This is a genomic window from Natrinema longum (genome assembly GCF_017352095.1).
Classification (GTDB): Archaea; Halobacteriota; Halobacteria; order Halobacteriales; family Natrialbaceae; genus Natrinema; species Natrinema longum.
On record NZ_CP071463.1, the window covers coordinates 1,434,192 to 1,455,227 of the forward strand.

At 66.4% G+C, this 21,036-nt stretch carries 26 protein-coding genes and 1 pseudogene; 10 read left to right on the forward strand and 17 right to left on the reverse strand.

Translation table 11 applies throughout. The features are described from left to right. Positions 1-103: 103 nt before the first annotated feature. The 5 genes from J0X27_RS07135 to J0X27_RS07155 all read right to left on the reverse strand — a co-directional run bounded on the left by J0X27_RS07135 (position 104) and on the right by J0X27_RS07155 (position 2,548). A complete protein-coding gene (locus J0X27_RS07135; protein WP_207271687.1) occupies positions 104-667 on the reverse strand; it encodes an HTH domain-containing protein in 564 nt (187 codons plus the stop codon). After that, positions 654-866, reverse strand: a complete 213-nt coding sequence (locus tag J0X27_RS07140; protein WP_207271688.1) for a MarR family transcriptional regulator — start codon at positions 864-866, stop codon at positions 654-656. Before J0X27_RS07140 ends, J0X27_RS07135 begins: the two co-directional genes overlap by 14 nt. Positions 867-1,109: 243 nt before the next feature. Then, complete coding sequence (lwrS, locus tag J0X27_RS07145) at positions 1,110-1,499, reverse strand: LWR-salt protein (protein WP_207271689.1); 390 nt, start codon at positions 1,497-1,499, stop codon at positions 1,110-1,112. Between the two features lie 25 nt (positions 1,500-1,524). Further along, positions 1,525-1,806: a 4a-hydroxytetrahydrobiopterin dehydratase gene (locus tag J0X27_RS07150; protein ID WP_207271690.1), complete on the reverse strand. Its 282-nt coding sequence runs from the start codon at positions 1,804-1,806 to the stop codon at positions 1,525-1,527. 64 nt (positions 1,807-1,870) lie between these two features. Then, on the reverse strand, positions 1,871-2,548 hold the full coding sequence (locus tag J0X27_RS07155; protein ID WP_207271691.1) for a helix-turn-helix domain-containing protein: 678 nt from the start codon (positions 2,546-2,548) through the stop codon (positions 1,871-1,873). Positions 2,549-2,713: 165 nt separating this feature from the next. Between J0X27_RS07155 and J0X27_RS07160 the strand changes: the two genes are divergently transcribed. Next, a complete protein-coding gene (locus J0X27_RS07160; protein WP_207271692.1) occupies positions 2,714-3,121 on the forward strand; it encodes a hypothetical protein in 408 nt (135 codons plus the stop codon). 79 nt (positions 3,122-3,200) lie between these two features. Then, on the forward strand, positions 3,201-4,562 hold the full coding sequence (locus tag J0X27_RS07165; protein WP_207271693.1) for a TIGR00341 family protein: 1,362 nt from the start codon (positions 3,201-3,203) through the stop codon (positions 4,560-4,562). A 54-nt stretch (positions 4,563-4,616) separates the two neighbouring features. On the opposite strand, the gene J0X27_RS07170 is transcribed toward J0X27_RS07165, so the two are convergent. Further along, positions 4,617-6,053, reverse strand: a complete 1,437-nt coding sequence (locus J0X27_RS07170; protein WP_207271694.1) for an MATE family efflux transporter — start codon at positions 6,051-6,053, stop codon at positions 4,617-4,619. 114 nt (positions 6,054-6,167) lie between these two features. Between J0X27_RS07170 and J0X27_RS07175 the strand changes: the two genes are divergently transcribed. Both J0X27_RS07175 and J0X27_RS07180 read left to right on the forward strand, forming a co-directional pair. Next, complete coding sequence (locus J0X27_RS07175; RefSeq protein WP_224214622.1) at positions 6,168-6,743, forward strand: DUF8173 domain-containing protein; 576 nt, start codon at positions 6,168-6,170, stop codon at positions 6,741-6,743. After that, positions 6,739-6,999 (forward strand): annotated as a pseudogene (locus J0X27_RS07180) (zinc ribbon domain-containing protein); the annotation flags it as partial. The gene J0X27_RS07175 and the pseudogene J0X27_RS07180, both read left to right, overlap by 5 nt. 99 nt (positions 7,000-7,098) lie before the next feature. Here the strand turns inward: J0X27_RS07180 and J0X27_RS07185 are convergent. After that, entirely contained in the window at positions 7,099-8,184 is a 1,086-nt protein-coding gene (locus J0X27_RS07185; protein ID WP_207271695.1) for a geranylgeranyl reductase family protein, read from the reverse strand. Between the two features lie 123 nt (positions 8,185-8,307). Here J0X27_RS07185 and J0X27_RS07190 point away from each other — a divergent pair, with 123 nt between their 5' ends. From J0X27_RS07190 to J0X27_RS07210, 5 genes are all read left to right on the forward strand, one after another. Next, positions 8,308-9,135, forward strand: coding sequence for a cyclase family protein (locus tag J0X27_RS07190; RefSeq protein ID WP_207271696.1), 828 nt, complete (start codon positions 8,308-8,310; stop codon positions 9,133-9,135). Then, the gene (locus J0X27_RS07195; protein ID WP_207271697.1) at positions 9,132-10,127 is read left to right on the forward strand and encodes a fumarylacetoacetate hydrolase family protein; all 996 of its coding nucleotides are present in this window, start codon (positions 9,132-9,134) and stop codon (positions 10,125-10,127) included. The genes J0X27_RS07190 and J0X27_RS07195 overlap by 4 nt, the downstream gene beginning before the upstream one ends. 396 nt (positions 10,128-10,523) lie before the next feature. Then, complete coding sequence (locus tag J0X27_RS07200) at positions 10,524-11,423, forward strand: hypothetical protein (protein ID WP_207271698.1); 900 nt, start codon at positions 10,524-10,526, stop codon at positions 11,421-11,423. Between the two features lie 213 nt (positions 11,424-11,636). Beyond that, on the forward strand, positions 11,637-12,236 hold the full coding sequence (locus J0X27_RS07205) for a hypothetical protein (RefSeq protein WP_207271699.1): 600 nt from the start codon (positions 11,637-11,639) through the stop codon (positions 12,234-12,236). A gap of 6 nt (positions 12,237-12,242) precedes the next feature. Then, a complete protein-coding gene (locus tag J0X27_RS07210; RefSeq protein ID WP_207271700.1) occupies positions 12,243-12,683 on the forward strand; it encodes a DUF6114 domain-containing protein in 441 nt (146 codons plus the stop codon). Here J0X27_RS07210 and J0X27_RS07215 read toward each other — a convergent pair. The 7 genes from J0X27_RS07215 to J0X27_RS07245 form a co-directional block, all read right to left on the reverse strand. Next, positions 12,675-13,328, reverse strand: a complete 654-nt coding sequence (locus J0X27_RS07215) for a helix-turn-helix domain-containing protein (protein ID WP_207271701.1) — start codon at positions 13,326-13,328, stop codon at positions 12,675-12,677. The genes J0X27_RS07210 and J0X27_RS07215 overlap by 9 nt on opposite strands. Before the next feature lie 589 nt (positions 13,329-13,917). Further along, positions 13,918-14,493: a GTP-dependent dephospho-CoA kinase family protein gene (locus tag J0X27_RS07220; protein WP_207271702.1), complete on the reverse strand. Its 576-nt coding sequence runs from the start codon at positions 14,491-14,493 to the stop codon at positions 13,918-13,920. A 5-nt stretch (positions 14,494-14,498) separates the two neighbouring features. Continuing rightward, complete coding sequence (gene spt4 / locus J0X27_RS07225) at positions 14,499-14,696, reverse strand: transcription elongation factor subunit Spt4 (RefSeq protein ID WP_076143095.1); 198 nt, start codon at positions 14,694-14,696, stop codon at positions 14,499-14,501. A 2-nt stretch (positions 14,697-14,698) separates the two neighbouring features. Continuing rightward, positions 14,699-15,268: a DNA-directed RNA polymerase gene (locus J0X27_RS07230; protein ID WP_097381270.1), complete on the reverse strand. Its 570-nt coding sequence runs from the start codon at positions 15,266-15,268 to the stop codon at positions 14,699-14,701. Beyond that, on the reverse strand, positions 15,269-15,661 hold the full coding sequence (locus J0X27_RS07235; protein WP_207271703.1) for a type II toxin-antitoxin system VapC family toxin: 393 nt from the start codon (positions 15,659-15,661) through the stop codon (positions 15,269-15,271). 4 nt (positions 15,662-15,665) lie between these two features. After that, a complete protein-coding gene (locus J0X27_RS07240) occupies positions 15,666-16,898 on the reverse strand; it encodes a translation initiation factor IF-2 subunit gamma (RefSeq protein WP_207271704.1) in 1,233 nt (410 codons plus the stop codon). 114 nt (positions 16,899-17,012) lie between these two features. Next, positions 17,013-17,924, reverse strand: coding sequence for a winged helix-turn-helix domain-containing protein (locus J0X27_RS07245; protein ID WP_207271705.1), 912 nt, complete (start codon positions 17,922-17,924; stop codon positions 17,013-17,015). Between the two features lie 159 nt (positions 17,925-18,083). Here J0X27_RS07245 and J0X27_RS07250 point away from each other — a divergent pair, with 159 nt between their 5' ends. Further along, positions 18,084-19,088: a DUF5787 family protein gene (locus J0X27_RS07250; protein ID WP_207271706.1), complete on the forward strand. Its 1,005-nt coding sequence runs from the start codon at positions 18,084-18,086 to the stop codon at positions 19,086-19,088. A 122-nt stretch (positions 19,089-19,210) separates the two neighbouring features. Here J0X27_RS07250 and J0X27_RS07255 read toward each other — a convergent pair whose 3' ends face one another. From J0X27_RS07255 to J0X27_RS07265, 3 genes are all read right to left on the reverse strand, one after another. After that, the gene (locus tag J0X27_RS07255; RefSeq protein ID WP_207271707.1) at positions 19,211-20,035 is read right to left on the reverse strand and encodes an MBL fold metallo-hydrolase; all 825 of its coding nucleotides are present in this window, start codon (positions 20,033-20,035) and stop codon (positions 19,211-19,213) included. 81 nt (positions 20,036-20,116) lie between these two features. Next, positions 20,117-20,446, reverse strand: coding sequence for a hypothetical protein (locus J0X27_RS07260; protein ID WP_097381266.1), 330 nt, complete (start codon positions 20,444-20,446; stop codon positions 20,117-20,119). 56 nt (positions 20,447-20,502) lie between these two features. Further along, positions 20,503-20,898, reverse strand: a complete 396-nt coding sequence (locus J0X27_RS07265; protein ID WP_207271708.1) for a DUF2237 family protein — start codon at positions 20,896-20,898, stop codon at positions 20,503-20,505. Positions 20,899-21,036: the final 138 nt, after the last annotated feature.

The following is a 21,036-nucleotide window of genomic DNA, read 5'->3' on the forward strand; positions in this document are numbered from 1 at the left end:
CCGAACCGGTGCCACTCGACTGCCGTGACTCGTACGGTTTGCTGTCCCGGTGGGACCGCAGGGCGGGCCCGGTCCCACCGGCACTGACGGACAGGGGACCGTCTCACTGCCCTTCCAGCGGCGTGGTCTGCCCGGTTCCGGGCTCGTTCGGTGCCGTGTCGAGGAGCGTTCGTTCGACCGCGGTGAGCCACTGGTCGACGGTATACGTCCGTCCGGTGTCGGGACGGGAGTCGTCCGTACACGGCACGACCCCTCGGAGCCTCTCCGCGTCGGTATCGGCCTCGTAGAACGCCAGTGCCACCAGCGGAACCCGCGTCCGCTCGCGCGGTTCGCCCTCGAGACCAAGCGGTGAGGGCGGCGTTATCCGACGACGGAACGCCGGCTCGAGCGAGTAGCCGTGCTGGGCGGCCCACTGTTCGAAGGCGTCGACGAGTTCGTCCCGCGTGCGCCGGGATTCGTCCGCAATCGAGCCGTTCAGTGGCCACTGATCGACCCGTACGTCGGCGACGACCCCCCGTTCGCTGAGCGTCCGAAGCCGTTCGACGAGGGTCGTGACTCGGGAGGCAACGGCCGTCGAGAGGGACGACCGGACGTAGCAGTCGACCCGAATTTCCCGCTGCAGGGCCGTCTCGACGACCGAGAGCGCTTTCGGATCACCGGACGACATAGCCAGCCTCCGTTCGCCGGACGAGGTCGTTCGCAGTGAGCGATTCGAGAACGGCAAAGAGCGTGAGCTTCGAGAGTCCCAACAGTCCCTGAAGATCAGTCGCAGTCGGCTCGTCGGTAACGAAGAGGGACGCGTAAACGAGTTTCGCCTGTGGTGATGCGAGCTCGTCCGGAATCGCAAATTCGTTCGAAGACATCATAGAAGGCGGCCACAAGCGAATATATAAAGGTAGGGTCGTTACATGATAACAACTGCCATTATTATATACCTGGGGAATATAATCCCCTTATACTACTGTAACGGGACGGTCCGTTCGAGACGGAAGTCCCTGGTCGGGTCCCAAACAGGGGAACGGCCCCGATCCGTGACTCGGCGAGGAGACGTGATCCGGCGGAGCGACCTCGAGCGGAGGACGGCGAGCCACGACCGGACGGGTCGGCCATCAGGGTGAGCGGACGTGGACGCTCGAGCCCAGATACTTCGAGAGTACTGCCGAGACGGTGTCGGCATTGAACGGCTCGAGGTCGGCGGCGATTTCCCGTTTCAGCGCGTCGACGTACTCCTCGTCGGCCTGGAGTTCTCGGAAGTCGACATCCTCGATACGCCGCGCTGGAACGCCGAGCCACTCCGCGGCGAGTCGGCGGGCGTGCGGTTGGTCGGCCACCTCGCCACGCCAGAGCGTATTTCCGAAGAAGAGCCACCCCTCCGTGCCCGGCTCCGGTGCCTCGCGAAAGAGCGTGACCGTCGTCTCGGCACTGCCCGGCTCGAGGGAGACCTCCTCCCGGGCGGGCTCGAGGCGGAGCCGAACGCGGAAGACGTAACGGGCGTCCATCGAATGCTCGTCTGGCCGGGCGGGCTCAGTCGTCGCGCTCGGACTCGATCAGCTCTGCCATCTCGATATCGCTCTCGGTAATCCCGCCTTCCTCGTGGGATGTCAGCCGGATCTCGACGCCGGCATACCGGATGATGATCTCGGGATGGTGGAACTGGGCTTCGGCGATCTCGCCGACCATCTGGGCGAAGTTGACGCCACGAAGGTAGTCGTCGAACTCGTAGACCCGGACGATCTCGTCGTCCTCCCGTTCCCACTCGTCGGGGAGCCGGTCCTCGATTTCCTCGTCGGAAAGTAGCGCAGCCATGTTCGGTCGAACGCAACCCAATCAAATAACGATTGTGCCACGTTGCCACCCGTTGTGTGGGTAATTACTGGTCGATGCGTCCGTCAGTCCGCTCCGTGTCCGCTCCCGTGGGCTGTAGCTCGGCGTCGACCAGCGTCTCGTAGGCCCTTCGGAACCGCTCGGAGAGCGCCTGGTGGGAGATCCCCAGCTCCTCGGCCAGTTCCTCCATCGAAATCCCGCGTGGGATCTCGAAGTAGCCGTACTCCAGGGCCGCCTCGAGGGCCTCCTGCTGTTCGGGCGTCAGTCGCGTCTCGTGGCCCTCGACGTCGGTCACGTCCGTCACGCGCCGGAGGTCGGCGTTGATCCCGCGATCGACCAGCCGATCGTAGGCGTCACAGAGCCGGTCGCGGTCACGGTACCGAACCGTCACCTGCCACCAGCCGTCGCTCGCCCGTGCCTCGAGCAACGAGCCGCCGTCCGCGAGCAGGTCGTCCCAGAGTCGGTTCGTCCCGGCACCCGCCGAGAAGGTCACGTCGTAGAGCAGCCGCGATCCCGTTTCGACGAGGAGCTCGGCTTCCTCGACCGAGGGATCGGCCTCGAACGCCGTCCCGGCCGTCTCGGGATCGACACCGGAAACCCACAGCGAGGGGCGCGTCTTCGACACCGAGGACTCGAGTTCGAACGTGGCCGCGGGTGCGCGTTCGAACGCCGTCGCCAGGGCGGTCTCAGCCGCCGGTAGCCGGAGGTCCGCTATCGTCGACATCGGGCTTCGTACACCAGCAGTGCGTAAAAACCGCTGTTACATCGGGACGGACTGTCGGATTCGCTGATACAGCCTGCGGGCTGCTCGAGGATCCGTACTCGGGGCCACGTGAACGCCGGAACTGGCCGGCCACAGCGTCAAGACGAACGGCGGCCGAAACGGCGTATGCCACCGCGTCTCGACCCCGAAACCGACTTCGCGGAGCTGACCGCTCGCGTCCGCACGCAGTCACAGCAAGCGCCGGGTTCGGACACCGAACGGGTGACGATCCGCTCGCTCGAGCGCGTCTCCTCGACTGCCCTCGCGACCCTGCTCGAGACCGCCGAAAGCGAACACCTCGAGCCGGGCGCGCTCGTCTTCGTCCTCTCGCGGGCCAACGCCGAACGGCTCTGCGAACGGGAGTACGACATCGACGACGTCGACGAACTCGAGGACGTCCTCGGCCGGCGGGTCCGGGTCGAAGCCGAGATGCCCGACGACGCGATCCTCCTGTTACATCCCGACGCGGTCGACGGGGCGGAACCGGTCGAGCCCGAGGCGATCGCCTGCGGAATACTCGGCACCGACGGCTGACGGACGCTCGTCCACTGCTGCCCCGCCACCCGTCCACTGCTGCCCCGACTACTAACCTCGACTCGAATGTGGCCACAGTATGCGCTACCTGGAGATCGCGGTACAGGAGGGGAAGCGACGAGCCGTTCTCGACATCCTCGAGTCGGAAGGGATCGAGTACGTCGTCAGCGACGAAACCAGCGGGAGGGGGTACGCCGCGGTCGTCCGGTTTCCGGTCCCGACACAGGCGGTCGAACCGCTCCTCGATCGGCTAAAGCGGGCCGGAATCGGGGACGAGGCCAGCGTCGTCGTCATCAACGCCGAGACGGTCATTTCCGAGGGGTTCGCGACGCTCCGGGAACGATACAGTCGTGGCGGGCAGACGGGATCGCGCACCTCGAGGCAGGTGTTGCGTACGAAGGCCGACGAACTCACGCCCCCATTCGCGATCTATACCGTCATGTTGCTGATCAGCGCCGTCGTCGCCACCGCCGGGCTGCTGGCCGATTCCCCCGCGGTCGTGATCGGGGCGATGGTCATCGCGCCGCTTTTGGGACCCGCACTCGCCGCCAACATCGGCATCGTGACCGGCGACAGCCGACTCAAACGGACCGGCTTCACCTACCAGATCGCCGGTGTAGCGATGGTCGTCGTCTCCTCGATCGCCCTCGCGATGCTCGCGCGGCTGGCCGGCCTCGAGCCCGCCGGGGTCGACATCGTCGTCGCCACCGAACTCGAGGAACGGGTCGCGCCGAACCTGTTCTCGCTCGCGGTCGCGCTGGGGGCGGGGATCGCCGGGATCCTGAGTCTCACGCGGGGCTTTTCGGAGGCCATCGTCGGCGTGATGATCGCCGCGGCGCTGATTCCGCCCTCAGCCGCGGTCGGCATCACGGTCGCCTGGGGGATGTCCGGCGCGGCGATCGGTGCCGCCGGCCTCGTGGTCGTCAACCTCCTGTCGATCAACCTCGCCGCGCTGACGACGCTGTGGATCGCCGGCTACCGCCCGCAGGGGCTGTTCGAGGTGTCGCCGACCCGGACGCCGACGTACACGTACGCGGCGATATTCGGGATCGGGCTCCTGGTACTCGCCGCGCCGCTCGCCGGCGTTACCCTGCTCGATTTCCACACGACCGAACTCCAGTCGGCCGCCGAAAGCGAGGTCAATGCGGTGCTCGCGGAGCCACAGTACGACGAACTCGAGAGCGACGAGGTCGCGGTCGAACTCGACGGCGACTACCCGACCCAGTCGGTCGACCGGGTGGTCGTGACGGTCTCCGGACGCGAACCCGGCCCGGAACCGGGGCTCGCCGATCGGATCTACAAGGCGATCAGGCCCCACAGCGACGGCTCGCTGGTCGTCGAAGTCCAGTACGTAATCGCCGAGGAACGGGGCAAAAACGCCACGGCGGAAGCGGCGGTCGAACGCGGCCGGCGAACGGCGGCCGCCGAGAGCCGTCCGTGAGTCCGCGGCCGGGGAGGTGTCGGGGCGGTCGATCGGCGAGTCGTCGCCGACCGTTCAGCCGGGGTCCGACGACGGTCGATACCGCCGGCTCACGGCCTTCCAGCGGCCGCTGCGGAACAGCCAGTAGTTGATCCCGCCGGGGACGCTCGTCTCGAGGAAGAGCGCGAGGTAGAGCCCGCCGACGGCGAGCGGCGTGACGAGGCCGAGCGCGGCCGCGGGGAGCGCGAAGGCGTACCGGCCCAGCAGTGAGGCGACGAACGGCCAGCGGGTGTCGCCGGCACCCAAGAGGGCTCCAGCGGCGGCCCCGTCGATCCCGTAGCCGACCGAACTGACCGCGCCGACGGCGACGAAGACCGCGGCCTGCGTGACCGCCGCGGGGTCGCTCACGAACAGCCCCGCGATCGGTCGGGCGAAGACCACGACCAGCGCCCCCGCGACGGCGTAGATCACCGTCGAGAGTCGGATGATCGCCGCGCCGTAGGCCCCCGCCTCCGCCTCCTCGCCCGCGCCGAGGTGTTGACCGACCAGCGAACTCACGGCCAGGGACAGCCCCCAGTTGACGCTGTTGATCAGGGCCCGCACCCGACGACCGACCTCGAGCGCCGTCACGACGACCGGGCCGAAGGAGGCGGCGATCCACAGCAGCGGGAAGACGACCGCCCCCTGCGCGAGTCGGCGGCCGATCTCCGGCAGGGAAATTTCGATCAGCTGGCGCAACAGCGTCGGCTCGAGCCACGGTCCCGACCGGGTGATCGGGACGGGGCTGGGTTCCATACCGAGCCGGCCGTAGGAGCGCCCGAGCATCCCCCACGCGAGGACGACCGTCACGAACCCGCTGGCGAGGGTGGTTCCGACGGCCGCGCCCGCGGCTCCGAGGCCAAAGCCGAAGATCAGGAGGCCACTGAGAACGACGTTGAAGACCGCGCCGCCGGCGCGGGCGACCATCTCGGTGAACGTGTCGCCGACGCCGGTGTAGGTGCGGCTGGCGATCAGGTTGAGCAGTTCGAAGACCACCGCGGGCGCGACGTAGACGAGATAGATCCGCCCGTGGACGAGCGCGTCCGGTCCGGCGCCGAGCAGGGCGATTAGGGGCCCGGGGATGGCGACGAACAGGAGCGCGATCGGCACCGCCAGCGCGGTCGCGAGGACGACGCTCTGGTTGACCGCCACCGACGCGCGATCGGTCGCCTCGCCGCCGTAGTTCTGCGAGACGAGCGTGACCGTCCCGCCAGCCACCCCGAGGCCGAGCAGCGTCACGATCTGCCAGTAGCCCAGCGCGAATGCCAGCCCCGCCGTGCCGGCCGTCCCGACGGCGGCCCCGACCATCGCGAGGTCGGCCGTCTGCTTGGACATGATCGCGAAGCCGGTGACGATCCGGGGCCAGGCCAATTCCATCGTCGGGCGAAACCGCTCCCCGTCGATGATGCCAGCCCGCTCGAGCGCCCCGGCGACGAACGCGAGCGCGGTCGCCCGCCACTGCTGGCCCGTCATCGCTCCCCCGTTGCGTGACCGACGCCTTCGGTCTGTCGGCTCCGGCACTCGAGGCGGGGGTCGCGAAACGTGACGGATCGGAAGGATTATCGGATCTCTTTGACAGGTCCACGCATGTGCCTTCCCTCCCGCCGTTCGTTTCGGAGCGGTGCCTTCGCGACCGTGCTGGGCCTGACGGGCGTTCCCGCCGCGGCGCTCGCCCGGCGAGCGCCGAACGGGGTCGAAACCGGTACCGAGACCGCGGCCGCCACGCCGTGGTACGTCCAGGCGATCGGCGCCGGACTCGTCACGCTCGTCGTCGGCGGCCTGCTGGTCGCGGTCGCGCCCGACAGCACGCGGCGGCAAACCGATCGCGCGCTCGAGTCGCCCGGGATCGCGTTCGCCTACGGCATCGCCAGCCTGGTGGCCGTGATCGGCGCTTCGGTTCTGTTGGCGATCACGGTGATCGGACTCGTCCTCGCGATTCCGCTGCTCCTGGTGTTTGCCCTCGTGGCGCTGGTGGCCGGCGAGTACGGTTATCTCGCCGTCGGTCGACTCGTCAGCGACAACCGGCTCCTCGCGCTGGGGTGCGCGATCGTCGTTTCCGTGGCGGTCGGTGCGGTTCCGGTCCTCGGTTCCGTCGTCGGGTTCGTCATCAGTAGCGTCGGACTGGGGACGGTCGTCATGGCGTTTCTGGAGGGGCGGGGTTGACCCGCGCAACACGTCGAAGCGTTGCTCGACATGTGGGTTTACCCACAACGACAATCGCCACCAAGAGTCGTTCAAGTGCAGTCAGTGTGGGTATGAGAACCACGCCGACTACAACGCTTCCAAGAATATCGGTTTGCAGTATCTCCATCGTCGGCAAAACGCAGACGATGGAGGCGCACCCGTAGATGTGCGCTTGAATCGCGGGACGCTGAACGTGAGTGGGGAGTACGTACCCCCTGCCTCGGTTACGGCATAGAACGGGAGTCCACGCGAAAGCCTCGGGGTCGTACGGAAATCTTCGATTTCCGTGATGACGAGAGACGAAGTCTCTCGAACCACTTGACCCCGAGGCGATTTACGACCGTGAGAACACCGCTTTGAGGTGGTCGGTCGAGATCAGCGAGGTGGGCCGGTCCATGTGGACGCCGATCTCGCCCGACAGCGCACCCAGCCCGATCCGCTGGATCGGTTCGGGCAGCGAGTAGGCGCGTCGAATCCAGTGACCGAGTTCCTGCTCGCGCGTCAGGTCGTCCCGCCAGGCGCGTTCGTAGGCCGCGAGCGTGGTCGGGCGGTCCGGATCGATCTCGCGGGCGGCGTGGTCGGCGCTGGTCATCCCATAGAGGATGCCCCCACCGGTGAAGGGCTTGGTCTGGGCGGCCGCGTCCCCGACGAGGAAGGCCCGACGGGTCGTCACCCGGTCCGGAGGGCCGATCGGGATCGCCCCCGAGCAGCGGTGGGAGACGTCGATCTCGTAGCCGTCGATCAGGTCCTCGAAGTGTTTGGTCACCTGTACGCCGGGGGGAGCCGCGAGCCCGTACTCGACGCCGGCCTCGCCGCGGGGGATCCGCCACGCGAAGAACGTCGGCGGCGTGAGGTGAACGTCGACGAAATCCTCGTGGTCGTCCTCCTCGGAAAAGGCGAGTACGCCGTGGAGCAGCTCCTCGGGCTGGGGCAGTTCGAGTTCGTCCCGAACTCTCGAGCGCGGCCCGTCACAGCCGGCGAGCATCTTCGCCTCGAACTCGACGGTGCCGTCGGGACCGCTGGCGACGACGTCGACGCGGTCGCGGTGTTCGGTCACTGCAGTAACCGTGTGGCCCTCGCGGACATCCGCGCCGGCCTCGCGAGCCAGCGCCGCGAGGTGGCGATCCAGTCCCACGCGATCGATGACGTTCGAGGCGACCTCGCGCTTGTAGAAGGGATAGGCGTCGCTGTACGGGCCGCCGACGTGGAATCGCGCGCCGTAGATCTCGTTCTGAAAGAGTTCCTCCCGGGCACCCTCGCCGGTGAAGTTCCAGACGTCCGTACTCACGTGGCCCGAACAGGCCAGCGGGTCCCCGATCCGCCCTTTTTCGAGGGCGAGCACGTCGTAGCCCTGCTGGGCGGCCCGGCGGGCGAAGCGCGCCCCCGGCGGGCCGACGCCGACGACGACGAAATCGTACATGCACGGGACGTTCACGCCGGACGGTAAATAGGTTCTCGAGTCTCCGGCGAACCCGCTACCGTTCGCTGAACCGATTCGATCCTGACAGGTATCCTTACGGTGATTCCCCGAGTCGTGGCCACTATGCGAGATTTGGTGACAGCCGACGAGACCACGCTCGTCGACCTGAGCATCGGACTCGAGGACGGCGTCGCGAGCGAACCCACCCCGCCGAAGATAGACGCCTTCGACCACGAGGCGGGCGCTGACCGGCTCGCGGAGAACCTACAGGCGCAGGGCTACGACGTGGCTCCCGAGGACTTCCCCGACGGCATGGGACTGGCCTGGGAGGATCTCGAAGTGATCCCCCACGCGGGCACCCACATGGACGCGCCCTGGCACTACGGACCCGAGGTCGACGGCGAGCCGGCGAAGACGATCGACGAGATCCCTCTCGAGTGGTGTCGCGGGAACGCGGTCGTGCTCGATTTCCGGTGGATGGATCCCGGCGAGGAGATCTCGGCTGCCGACCTCGAGGACGCCCTCGACGAACTGGCTCACGAGCTCTCGCCGGGTGAGATCGTCCTGATTCAAACTGGGGCCGACGAGTTGTGGGGCCAGCCCGACTATCTCACGCAGTTCCCCGGCATGAGCGCCGAAGGGACGAAGTTCCTCGTCGAGCAGGGCGTGAAGGTGATCGGCACGGACGCCTACGGCTTCGACAAGCCCTTCGCCACGATGGGCGAGCGCTACCTCGAGTCGGGCGAGGAAGACGAGTTGTGGCCGGCCCACGTCGCGGGCCGGGAGGTCGAGTACTGCCAGATCGAGAAGATGGCCAACCTCGACGCGTTGCCCCGCGAGACCGATATCCCGCTGGTCGCGTTCCCGATCTCGATCGAAGACGGGAGCGCGGGATGGGTGCGGCCGGTTGCCTTTATTGCTGGCGACGAAACAGGTGGGAGTAGCACATGAAACTCGCCACCTTCGAAGTCGACACCCCGGTCGGTCCCGTCGAACGCATCGGTGCCGTCGACGAGTCGACCGAGTCGAACGGCGCGCCGGCCGGCGAAGCGACCCTCGTGGACCTCACCGCCGCCTCCGGCGCGGCTCTCGAGGCCGAGGGCGAACCCGCGCCGGCCGACCTCGCCCGGACCCACGTCCCGCCGGAGATGATCGCCTTCCTCGAGCGGGGCGACCGGGCGATCGCGGATGCACGCGAGGCCCTCGAGTACGCGGCCGAGACGGACGCCGAACGCGGGCCCGGCGGCGCGAAGCTTCGGTACGAACCCGGCGAGTACCGGCTGTGCGCGCCGTTGCCACGGCCAAACTCCATGCGGGACTGCATGGCCATCGAGGAACACGTTCAGAACAGTATGGACGGCGAGATCGCGGACGTCTGGTACGACCTGCCGGTCTACTACAAGGGCAACGCCGACAGCGTGGTCGCGCCCGGCGAGACGATTCAGTGGCCCGACTACTCGGAGATCATGGACTACGAACTCGAGATCGCGGCCGTCATCGGGATGCGCGGCCGGGACATTCCCGCCGAGGAGGCCGAAGACCACATCGCCGGCTACACCGTCTTCAACGACTTCAGCGCCCGCGACATCCAGGGCGAGGAGATGGAGGGGCGGCTCGGTCCCGCGAAGGGCAAGGACTTCGCGAACGGGCTGGGCCCCTACGTCGTCCCCCGCGAGGATATCGACGTCCTCTCCGCGCCGATGACCGCCCGGATCGACGGCGAGGTCTGGTCGGAGGGTACCGTCGACGAGATGTACCACTCCTTCGCCGAGATCATCGAGCATATTTCACAGTCCGAGACCCTCCACCCCGGCGACGTCATCGGCAGCGGCACCGTCGGCGAGGGCTGTGGATTGGAACTGGAGCAGTGGCTCGAGGACGGCGACACCGTCGCACTCGAAATCGAGGGAATCGGGACGCTCGAGCACACGGTCGTCAACTGATACGGTTTGCTGTCCCGATTTACCGTGGGACCGTAGGGCGGGTCCCGGTCCCACCGACACTGACGGACAGGAGACCGTCTGAGGACGCGGCGTCTCGCGTGGGACCATCCGCCGCGGCGACGGCCGACGGTGTCAGGGAGCGATTCCCGATCCCGCATCGGACGGCTACTCCGTTAGTGGCTACTGCACCGAGCCGGTTTCGAACTCGTGTCCGGAGACGACTGCCGTCTCGGTATCGTTGCTCCGCCGCTTTTGAGGCGGCATCGACCGGGGGATCATCCTGGGTTCCGACTCGAGTCCGGTGTTGAACGCCCGTCTGGGATAAAATCCCGGACATACCCTCGGCAATAAATATCGGCGCGGCTGACATTCTGTTAGCAAACACCATACTCGAACATGATCAGTCGATCCGCTCTCCTGACCCTCTGTCTCGGTATCGTCGTCGCTGCGAGCCTTCCCGCGGGGGTGTACGCCAGTCCCTCGCAGTCGGGATCGACGGCGAACGAGTCCGTCACACAGGAGCAGGGGCCCCCTGAACCGTTCTGCCTCGATTTCTCGACGGAGCTCGAGAACATCTCGATGAACGCCTACGAACAGGACGCGACGAACCTCACCACGGAGTCGGCGGTCGTGTCGTCGACCGGCAACGGCACCACCGCCGAGGCGGACATGATAGAGATCGGGTCCGGGAAGATCCACTCGGCGAGAACGTGTTTCGACAGAGTGTCGATGGAGAACGAAACGATGACCATCACCCTCGACGACGTCGAGTTCGAAGAGACGACGCTTCGGGGGCCGTGGACCGATATCGAGTTCGGACACGGGACGGCCGACCGGATGATCATCACCCTGCCGTGGGACCAGCTCGTGTACCTGTTACGGCAGTCGCCCGTCGGAGAGAGTATCATCCCCGAACTCGAGGAACACTTCGGTCTCTCCGCACCCGACGACACCGAAACCGCTGGGGCGGAGAACGGAACCGACGGCTCGGCGAACGAATCGACCGGTTCGACTGCGAACGCGACCGATTCGAACGGGACGACCACGGCAACCGATGAGGCCACCACGAACGGTACCGAACCCGACGACGAAAATACGACGGATGCGATCGACGAGCCACGAGCGAATTCGACCACCGAGACCACCGATGGCGTCCGGCATTCGGACGGGACGGGGGAAACCGAGACGAACACGTCGGCTGCCGAACCGTCCGAGACGGAGCCTCGCGTCGGACCCCCGGTAACGGCCGCCGTCGCCACTGGGATGGCGATCACCGGGCGACGACTCGAGCCCTGACGGAGACCGTCGAGACGGGACCCCGCCGAGCCGATTCAACGAGACGCGTTCGACCCCACAGCGGTGACACTGGCGGTACCGATCGGCGGGAACGTCACCGCCTGGTCGGATCGACGTGTTGCCACCCCTCATCCGGCCGGCAGGACCCGTTTATATGGCCGTCTATACACGAGCAAATTTATACTTATACATATGGGGAATGTCACCGCAACCGTGCCAATCGATCGCAAACGATTCGTCGTCGTATTCCTCGTCGCAAACGTGGTCCTGATCGGTTTCCTCGCTGGGGTCGCCTCCGTCGGTGCCGGCGTCGCCGTTCCGGCGACGGGTGTCGGCGGATTCACCGTCGCGTTCGACGAACTCCGGGGCGACGGGTTCGAACAGTACTCGACGATGGAGAGCCACGAGGGCTGTGAGCGCTATCCCGTCAGCGAGACGCGCATCCAGAGCGGAACGATCGAGGGGCTCCACCTGTTCAAAGACCTCGAGATGCCCGTCACGGACGATACGTTCAGAGTGTCGATAGAGGCCGAACACGTGGAGTTCGAGGGGCTCAATCAGCGGTTTACGCATCTCGAGGGCGATATCAGGTTCGAGGAAGACCAGGTCGTCGAATACGAGGAGGGAGAAGAGCGGATGCGGATCTCGTCGCCGGATATCACGATCGAAGACGGGACGATCCAGACGGAAAACCAGTATATTACGCAACTCTCGCTGGAGGAACTCGACGTCGCGATGGTGGCCAATCCCGAGGAGACGGACACCACCCCACCAGTGATCGACTGTCAGGCGGAACACAACGCAACGGAGTAACGACGGATGATCGACGACCGACGCAGTCGGTTTGCCGACTGGCGGCGCGAGCGACCGTTCTGGGGCGGGATCGTACTCACGCTGGCCGGCCTCGTCATCGCCGCCGTGCCGCTCGATCTCGTGCTCCGATTCGCGATGGTTCGGAACGACTTCGTCTTCGTCGGGCTGGTTCTTGCTGCGCCCGTTCTGGTCTCCGGTCTCCTCTCGCTTGCCTACCCGCAGTACGCGACGTATTTCGGCGCGGTCGGGATCGCGTTTGCGATCGTCTCGATCTTCGGCGCGCTCGGTGGGCTCGGAATCGGGACGTTCCTCGGGATGGTCGGCGGCTCGCTCTGTATCGCGTGGGTTCCCGCCGACGCCACGACCGACGGTCCGTCGGGGTTCCCCGACGCCGTTCCGACCAGGATCCGCTCGTGGTGTCGTGGCGTCGTCGATGCCCTATCCTAACAACGACGAAAAGACCCCGGATTCCGCTTTCCGGAGGTGTTCATCGACGGTGCTCGTCGCACAGCCGAGTTCGTTCGCGATGTCTTGATGTGTCGCCTGTTTTGGAACGTCGTAGTACCCGATGTCGACTGCCGTTCGAAGCACTTCCTGCTGGCGTGTCGTCAAATCGAGGATCGACCACTTGCACGTCGGGTCGTACTCGCCGGTCTTGATGATGACGCAATCGAACCGCTCGGGGATCGACTGATATGCGTGCTGGATCATCTCCTCTTTTCCTGCGACGGTGAGGCGAAGCGAATCGGAGCCGGTGAACTCGATCGGCGTCTCGACGATCAGCCCATCCTGCCCGACGAGGGACATGAGCGTCGAGGCCGGTTCGCCGGAATCGACGGACAGGTAACAGTAGACGTCCGCCCCCGTTCCCTCGAAGAGATCCCACTCGAGGACGAGCGGGTGCTCCCCGATGTGTGATCGGAGCTTCTCGGCGTCAGCGCGGAGTCGGTACAGAAGAATCCCTGTCCCATCCGGAAACGAATCGAGGTAAACCAGTTCGGCCCGCTCGAGATCCGAGTCGGTCGCCAACCCCCGACCAACCGGGTGGACGGCACCGGCCGGTGTCGATAGTTCGAGTCGAACGTATCTCATGGTTCGAATCGGGGACGGTCTCGGTCGCCCGTCCTCGGCGGGAGAGCGACGGTTGCCGTTCGATCCAGTATCGTCAGAACGTTGTTCGTCCTCGCTCGACCGTCTCGAGCCGTGTTTGAGTTCCGTTGCTGACTGTCAGGAGCAGGTGTGTTTGTGATGACCATAGTCCTCTGTTCCGTCTGCCGAGAGGGTGTTTCGCGCTTCGAGTTCGACACTCCGTTGTGAACCTCGTGACCGATCGATCCGAGCCGGGCCATACGACTGGACAGAAGTCGATGCGAACCCGGTCGCAGACGTGCGGTCGTCGCCTGTGGGGACGACCGCGAATTCGCGACCGGCTTCACGTCGTTCTGTCCGGCAGTATCACTCCGACGCGATTCGATCGTCCCGGCGCGTTCTCACCCGTCGTGTTTCATTTGTCACAGGTACTGTCTATCCAACGTACTATATAAATATTATTCTAACCATGCAACGGTGTTTAAATAATGCCGGCGTGCCACTCGAGTGGCTCCCTCGTCGGTATCGGGCCGTGATCACCCGAGGACGATCCCGACGACCGCATCGAAACGACAGTGACTCGTAAATCGGGTTAGCCGTCCAGTAACGCCCAGAATCGGTCGGTGTCGCCCTCGAACCGCTCGAGGAGTTCGCGCATCGCCGTTCGGTCGTCGTCGGTGACGACGACGTGAACCATCCCCTCGTCGGGCTGGCCGTAGACGACGCTTGCACCCTCGGGTGCGGCGGCGATCGCCGGCAGGGCGACGAGGTCTTCCTCCCCGTCGACCAGAACGGTGGTCGGTTCCGCAGTCGAGAGCGCCCGACGGAGTGCCCGAACGACGGGCGCGGAGAGTTCCGCAGGCGGATTCCGAACTTCGATGCTCGCGCCGGACGTGACCGCCTCGCGGATCTCCTCGTCGACGGCGCTGCGTTTGGTCCGGCCGTCGACGAGTGCGACATCGGGTCGACGGCCCGCCTGCAGGAGATGATACGTAACGATGTCGCCGACGGCGATCAGGGGTCCATCGACGGCCTCGAGGAGGCGATCCGCGTCCGTCTCGATCGGCCCCATCGGCTCTTTGAGTTCGTCGCGGAGTTCGTCGGGCAAAACCAGTAGCTGATCGTCGCCGTCGGCGGACGCCGGACGCTGGTCGTCGTCGCGGGTCACGTGAATCAGCGAACTTTCAGGGCGTACGCGCCCGGTTCGGTGATCTGCATCTCCGTCGCGATCTCGCTTTCCTCGGGATGGGCGATGATGACGTAGCCCGCCCAGTCTTCGGTCAGCGAGGAGGAGTTGCAGGCGTCACAGGTCTCGTTATCGGGTTCGTTGACCCGGTGACACTCACGACAGACGAGACGGTCGGATGCCATGGTTATTCACCTGCGGTCGCTTCGCGTTTCTCTCGCTCTTCCTCGAGCCAGCCGTGTTTCCCGAGGCCGGGCTGTTTGGCGGTGAGCCCGATCTTCGAGTCACGGGGGTTGCGTTCGTCGATGCTCTTGGTGACGATGCGAGCCCGGACGGCGTCGTCGACGCCGAGTGAACGTGCGGACTCGTTCGAGGCGAGGCGCTGGTTCTCGCCGTCGAAGGCGAGGTATTCGTCGCTGATCTGCGAGACGTGCAAGAGGCCGTCGACGGGGCCGATCCCGACGAAGGCACCGAACTCGACGACCTCGACGACGGTGCCGTCGACGACTTCCTGCATCTGGGGATCGAACGTGACGGCGTCGAATTCGGCCTCGTAGTAGACGCCAGGCCGGTTCGGTAACACCGTCCCCTGGCCGATATCGTGCACCTCGGTGACGGAGACGACGCTGCCGACCTCTTCGTCCATCCGTCCCTCGAGTTTGTCCTGGAGCAGTCGCTTGACTCGATCCGGCGATACGTCGCCGAGCTCTTCCGGCGGTACTTCTACCGTGTCCTTCAGTCTAACCCGTTTGTACATCTATGGTTGAGTGATCGCTAACTTGTTTCTCCCGCGTAATGCAATTACCGGTCTGTTCGCTTCGAGCACCCGGTCGCGCAGCGGACGATCGTTCGTGACGACGTACTCGACGTTCCCCTCGCGGGCGAGTTCGACCAGCGCGTCGTCGGCGTACGACGCCTCCGTGTCGACGACGAGACAGCGTTCGGTCGCCAGATCGTGGCCGACGGTCGCGGCCGTCCCTTCCTGGCCGCCCTTCTCCGAGAGCCGCCGGAGTTCCTCGAGGACCGCCTGTGGGATCGTCGGCTCGAACGAATCGAGGAGCCGCTCGAGTTCCTCGAACAGCCGAACGTCGAGTTCGACCGGCATCATGAGCGCGCTCGTGTCGAGTGCGACCTGCGTCCGCGTGCTCATCGCCTTAGTCCGTGAGCGTTCCCAGCCCGATCAGCCGCCAGCGCGCACCGATACGGCGGTTGATCGCGATTTTCGTCCCCGGATCGGCGGCGACGGGTCGTTTGAGTCGGACCTCGCACTCGCCGCTTCGGGCGCTGGTAACCGAGCCGACGGTCGTCGCCGTCCCGACGGTCATCATCAGCGGTTCGCCGGTGCTGATCTCGTCGACCGTCTCGCCGCTTTCCGCGCCGACGACCCGCTCGAGTAAGTCGACGTCCATGGTGAACTCGTTCCACGTCGGCGGGAGCGTCCCCGGCGGGCCGGCCATCCGGCCTGCCAGCGCGTCGCCCTTCGTGAGCGAGGGGTCGAGTCCGGTCCCGACGCCGAGGAGGCCGCCCGGCGTGACGGTGTCGACCGTTTCGCCGCCGGCCTGCAGCGAGCGAATGCTCGTCTCGATCGGGACGTACTCGCTCTTCCCGCCTTCCTCGACTTCCCGGCCGGGCCGGATCTCGATCTCGTCGCCGACCTCGAGCTCGCCCTGCACGAGACTGCCGCCGAGGACGCCGCCGGCGAGGTCCTTCGCGGTCGTCCCGGGTTTGTTGATGTCGAAGCTGCGGGCGACGTGCATCCGGGGATCGGCGTCGGGATCCCGGTCCGGCGTGGGGATTTCCTCTTCGATGGCCTGGATAAGCAAGTCGAGATTGACTTCCTGACCGGCGGAGACGGGGACGATCGGCGCGTCCTCCGCGACCGTTCCCTCGACGAACTCCTTGATCTGCTCGTAGTTGTTCCGAGCCGTCTCGGGATCGACGAGGTCGACCTTGTTCTGTGCGATGACGATGTTCTCGATGCCGATGATATCCAGCGCCATCAGATGCTCCTCGGTCTGGGGCTGTGGAACGGGTTCGTTGGCGCTGACCACCAACACGGCACCGTCCATCAGGGACGCGCCCGAAAGCATCGTCGCCATCAGGGTCTCGTGCCCCGGGGCGTCGACGAACGAGACGGTCCGCAACGGCTCGCTTTCCGACCCGTCCGGACACTCCTCCTCGACGGTGTAACACTCGGGTTCCTCGAGTCCCTCGCAGTGGCGGAACGTGGCGTCGGCGTAGCCGAGCCTGATCGAGATACCGCGTTTCATCTCCTCGCTGTGCTGGTCCGTCCACGAGCCGCTGAGGGCTTGCACCAGCGTCGTCTTGCCGTGGTCGACGTGACCGACGAGCCCGATGTTCACCTCCGGTTGTCGATTTCCTACCATAAGACGATGAGTAATCTTGGGTAGTGATTCCCCTGTGCGACTGATAAAGGTTGCGAGCTATCCCTTCGCTCGGCGAAACCGTATGGGAACAGTCGGCACGTGACAGTACAATCGTCAGGACCGGCGATCGCGGACCGATTCGCGGCACACGCGCTCGGTCCGCGTGACCGACAGGTCCGACGCGAGCTCGAGTCGGAGCTCGTCCCCCTCGAGACGGTAGACGACCTCGTATTCGTCGGGCTCCGTCGCGGTACGCGTGCCCGACCACTGGCCCTCGGAGACGTAGCCAAGCAGTTCCCAGGGCGCGCTCGAGAGCACGTCGACGCCTCGCTCCCAGCAGAACGCGACCGATTCGGGGTGGTAGGACGTCCGGAGCGTCAACGGGGCGGAGTACGATCGGAGACACTCCTCACACCGATCGATCGCGTGGAACGGATCGGCGTCGGGTTCGCCGACCTCGACCACCTCGAGGGACACGCGCCCGGCACACGACGGACAGACGCCGCCCCGAACCTGCCGGTAGTGGGCCCCCATTCGATGGGTCAACGCGTCGACGGCGGCCGAGGCGGACCGCTCGCGGACCTGTGCCGGCGTGACCTCGTAGCCCGCGATGTCCCGCCCACAGTCGCGACAGCCGATCTTCAGGAACTGGTTGTCGAGGGACGCCTCGAGGGACGCCGACCCACAGAGCAGACACGATCCCCGGACAGCCGTCCCGCCGAATCCCCTCGGCTCGCCGTAGTTTGCCGACAGGAGCAGCCGGACGATCCGTTCGCCGGCGTGTGTCAGCGAGTAGCCGTCGTCGCCCTTTCGCAGAAACAGTCCCTCGAGTTCGCCGAGGTGGTAGGAGAGTTTCGACGTGTTGTCGATGTCGACCCGCTCGTAGATCGTCGAGAAGGAGAGCTCCGCCGGGCCGGCGCTGTGTGCGCGCTCGGCCTGGGCGATGGCGATCTCCCGAAGCACGTCGATCCGCGTCTCGTCGGAGAGGAGCCCGAAGACCGCGGCCGCCGACCGTTCTCCGCTCATGGTCTCTCCCACTCCTGCCAGCGAATAGTGCTTTTCCCTCGCCCCGAGTCCGAGCGGTCGCTCACGATCGGCGTTCACCCGCGATATCGCGCGTCCGCCGGTCGTCTCGAGGACGGGTGGATCCGACGACTTATTTCGCCGCCGGCCCTCACCACGACCGTGTCGGAGTTCGCGTTCGAACTCGAACTGTGTGCCCGCCTGGAGGAGCGCGAGGAGGGGATCGTCGCGCGCCAACTCGGCGGGAGCGTCGCCGACCCAGGGGGGCGGATCCTCGACGTCATCCGCGTCGAACCCGGCCCCGAATTCGCCGACCGGGTCGCGATCACGAGCGAGTCGATCCCCGGCGCGGCCATCGAGTCGGCCGTCGGCCCCGGGCGGGCCCGCTACTGGAAGGACGCCTTCGACTGCCACCCCGAGCGAGCACGCAGCGCCATGGAGCGGGCCGTCGAGATCGGCTTCTTCGAACGCGATCACGGCGCGACCACGACAAGGAGCCGCGAGTACGTCCGGCAGGTCGCCCGCTACCCCGACTGGTACGACCGACTCCTCGGGATCGAGAACAAACCCGACCTCGGCCGCCCGGGGGACCTCGAGGCCCAGTTGCGAACGGACGTCAGTCTCGGACTGGTCGACGAGGTCGTCCTCGCGACCGAGAGCTACGTGACACGCGCCCACCTGAACCGGATCCCCGACGCCGTCGGCGTCTGGCGAGTTCACCGCGACGGGGCGAACGCGGGCCGCTCGCTCGAGATCGAGGTGCTCCGCGAGCCGACGCCGTTGGCCGTCGACGAGCCCGGCATCGAGCCACTCGAGTCCCACCCCGGCCGCACCGAGATCGAGGTCGTCTCCCCCGAGGCGAAGGCTCGCACCCGCCGACGGATCGCCGAACGGGCCTACGGCAAGGGGTGGCGAACGTACGACCTCCCCGCCTGCGTGGCCTGCCGCCCGGACGACGCCAGCGGCGCGACGCTTCCCTACTGCGAGTGGAAGGCCCGAGTGGTCGACGCCGGCTCGGAGTGTGGCTCCTCGTGTCCGGGATACGAACCGGCGTCGGCGTCCGAGTCTCGGGTCGACCTCGAGGCCGAGCGCGATCGCCGAACCGCGTGGGAGGCCGAACCGACCGGAAAACGGCGACGACAGTCGGGACTCGATCGGTTCGGCTGAGACGGTTTGCTGTCCCGATGTCCCGGTGAGACCGCAAGGCGGTCCCGGTCCCACCGGCGCTGACGGACAGGAGACCGTCTGAGAGCCGCCCAGTCTCGACCGCTCGAACGGAACCCGTGAATCTAGAGCACGTACTGCTCGCCGTCGATCGCCAGTGGCTCCTCGAACGCCTCGTCGGCAGGGTAAAAGTGTGCGAGGTGTACCAGCCGCGTCTGCTCGGCGTTCAGTTCCGCTGCCAGCCCGAGCGCGCCCTCTCGAGTCATGTGTTTCGTGCCGAACGTCCGAGGGACGCCGTCGGCGTCCTCGTGGCGGCCGCCGAGGGGGTGATACTCACAGAGACTCGCCGGGACGATTCCGTCCGCGAGCAGGAGATCCGCGTCGGCCAACACCGCGCGGGACTCCTCGGGAACGTCGTAGCTCGTATCGCCCGTGAGCGACAGTTTCGCGCCCGTCACCGGATCCTCGACGGCGAGTCCGTAACAGACCAGCGGCGGGTGGTCGACCGGCACCAGCGTCACGTCGAGCCCGCAGATCCGGACCGTCTCCAGTGGCGTCGTCGGAACGACGGTGAGGGGGTCGAGATAGTGATAATCGTCACGGACCGTCCCCGCGACGCTCTTTCCCGTCTGGGGATCGGTCTCGTCGGCCGCGTAGACCTCGAGGGAATCGAGCACGCGAAAGACGTTGCCCAGACCGTCGAGGTGATCGAAGTGGATGTGGCTGACGACGGCGGCGTCGGGCAGCGGGACCTCGTCGCGGAGGAACTGGTATCGGAAATCGGGACTGAAGTCGATCAGCAGCGACTCCTCGAGCCGCTCGTTCTCGACGTGGACCGAGAACCGCGTGCGCTCGACGCCGCGCTCGCGTGCGGCGGCGCAGGTGTCACAGTCGCAGCCGACGGTCGGCGTCCCCGTCGTGTCACCGGTTCCGAGTAGGCTCACCCGCATCCTTACGTCGCCCCTCCGAAAGCGGCCGGGGAGCGAAGAGTGAGCGATCGCCGGAACCCCGAACCGACGGCTCGTCGCCGCCTACACATACGAGTGCCCTTCCTCGAGTGCCGTTCGGATGAACGGGTGGTCCGACTGCGATTCGAACCGATCGGCCGGGAGGACGTGGACCGAGAAGACGACGCCGTGCTCGAGCCCGACGGTCTCGGCGAGTGCCTCGAGCCGTCGCTCGATCTCCTCGTCGTCCTCCTCGAGGACGAGCAATACCTCCATCGACGCGTGCACGCCGCGGTCGTCACCCCGAACGGCATCGCCGAAGACGACGAGTTCGCGGATCGACTCGCCGTGTTCGGTCCGCGCCCGGCTGGCGAACGCATCCGCGGCGTTCCCCCCTGGTGTGCTTTCGCTCATACGGGGTGATTGACAGCCGTCGCATAAAGGGTATTCCCCGCGGGCTCAGTCGGCCCCTACTCCGTCTCGGACTCCTCGGCGACGCGCCCGTCGTACTCGTGCTCCCGAAGGAGGTCCGGATCGACGTCGCGTAAGACCGCCTCGTGAGTCGCCTCGAGGACGACCGGCGGCGCGCAGTCCGCCTCCTGCGCTTCCACCCACCGCGGGAGACAGAGACACCACCGGTCGCCGGGCTCGAGACCCGGGAACTCGAACTCCGGTCTTGGCGTAGTGAGATCGTTGCCCTGCGCTCGGCTGAACCGCAAAAACTCCTCGGTCATCACGGCACAGAGTTCGTGTCGGCCCCGATCGGACTCGACCCGGCGACAGCAGCCGTCCCGGAGGTAGCCCGTGGGTGGGTCGGTGCTGCAGGGCTCGAGTTCGGTGCCGTACACGTTCCGGTCGTCTGGCATACGTTCCGCAACGGGCGGCGGGTGGAAAAGGATGCTGTCGGACGGACGAGACGTGGTCCCCCGTCGAACGGTTCAGACGGTTTGCTGTCCCGATGTCCCGGTGGGACCGCAGGTCGGTCCCGGTCCCACCGGCACTGA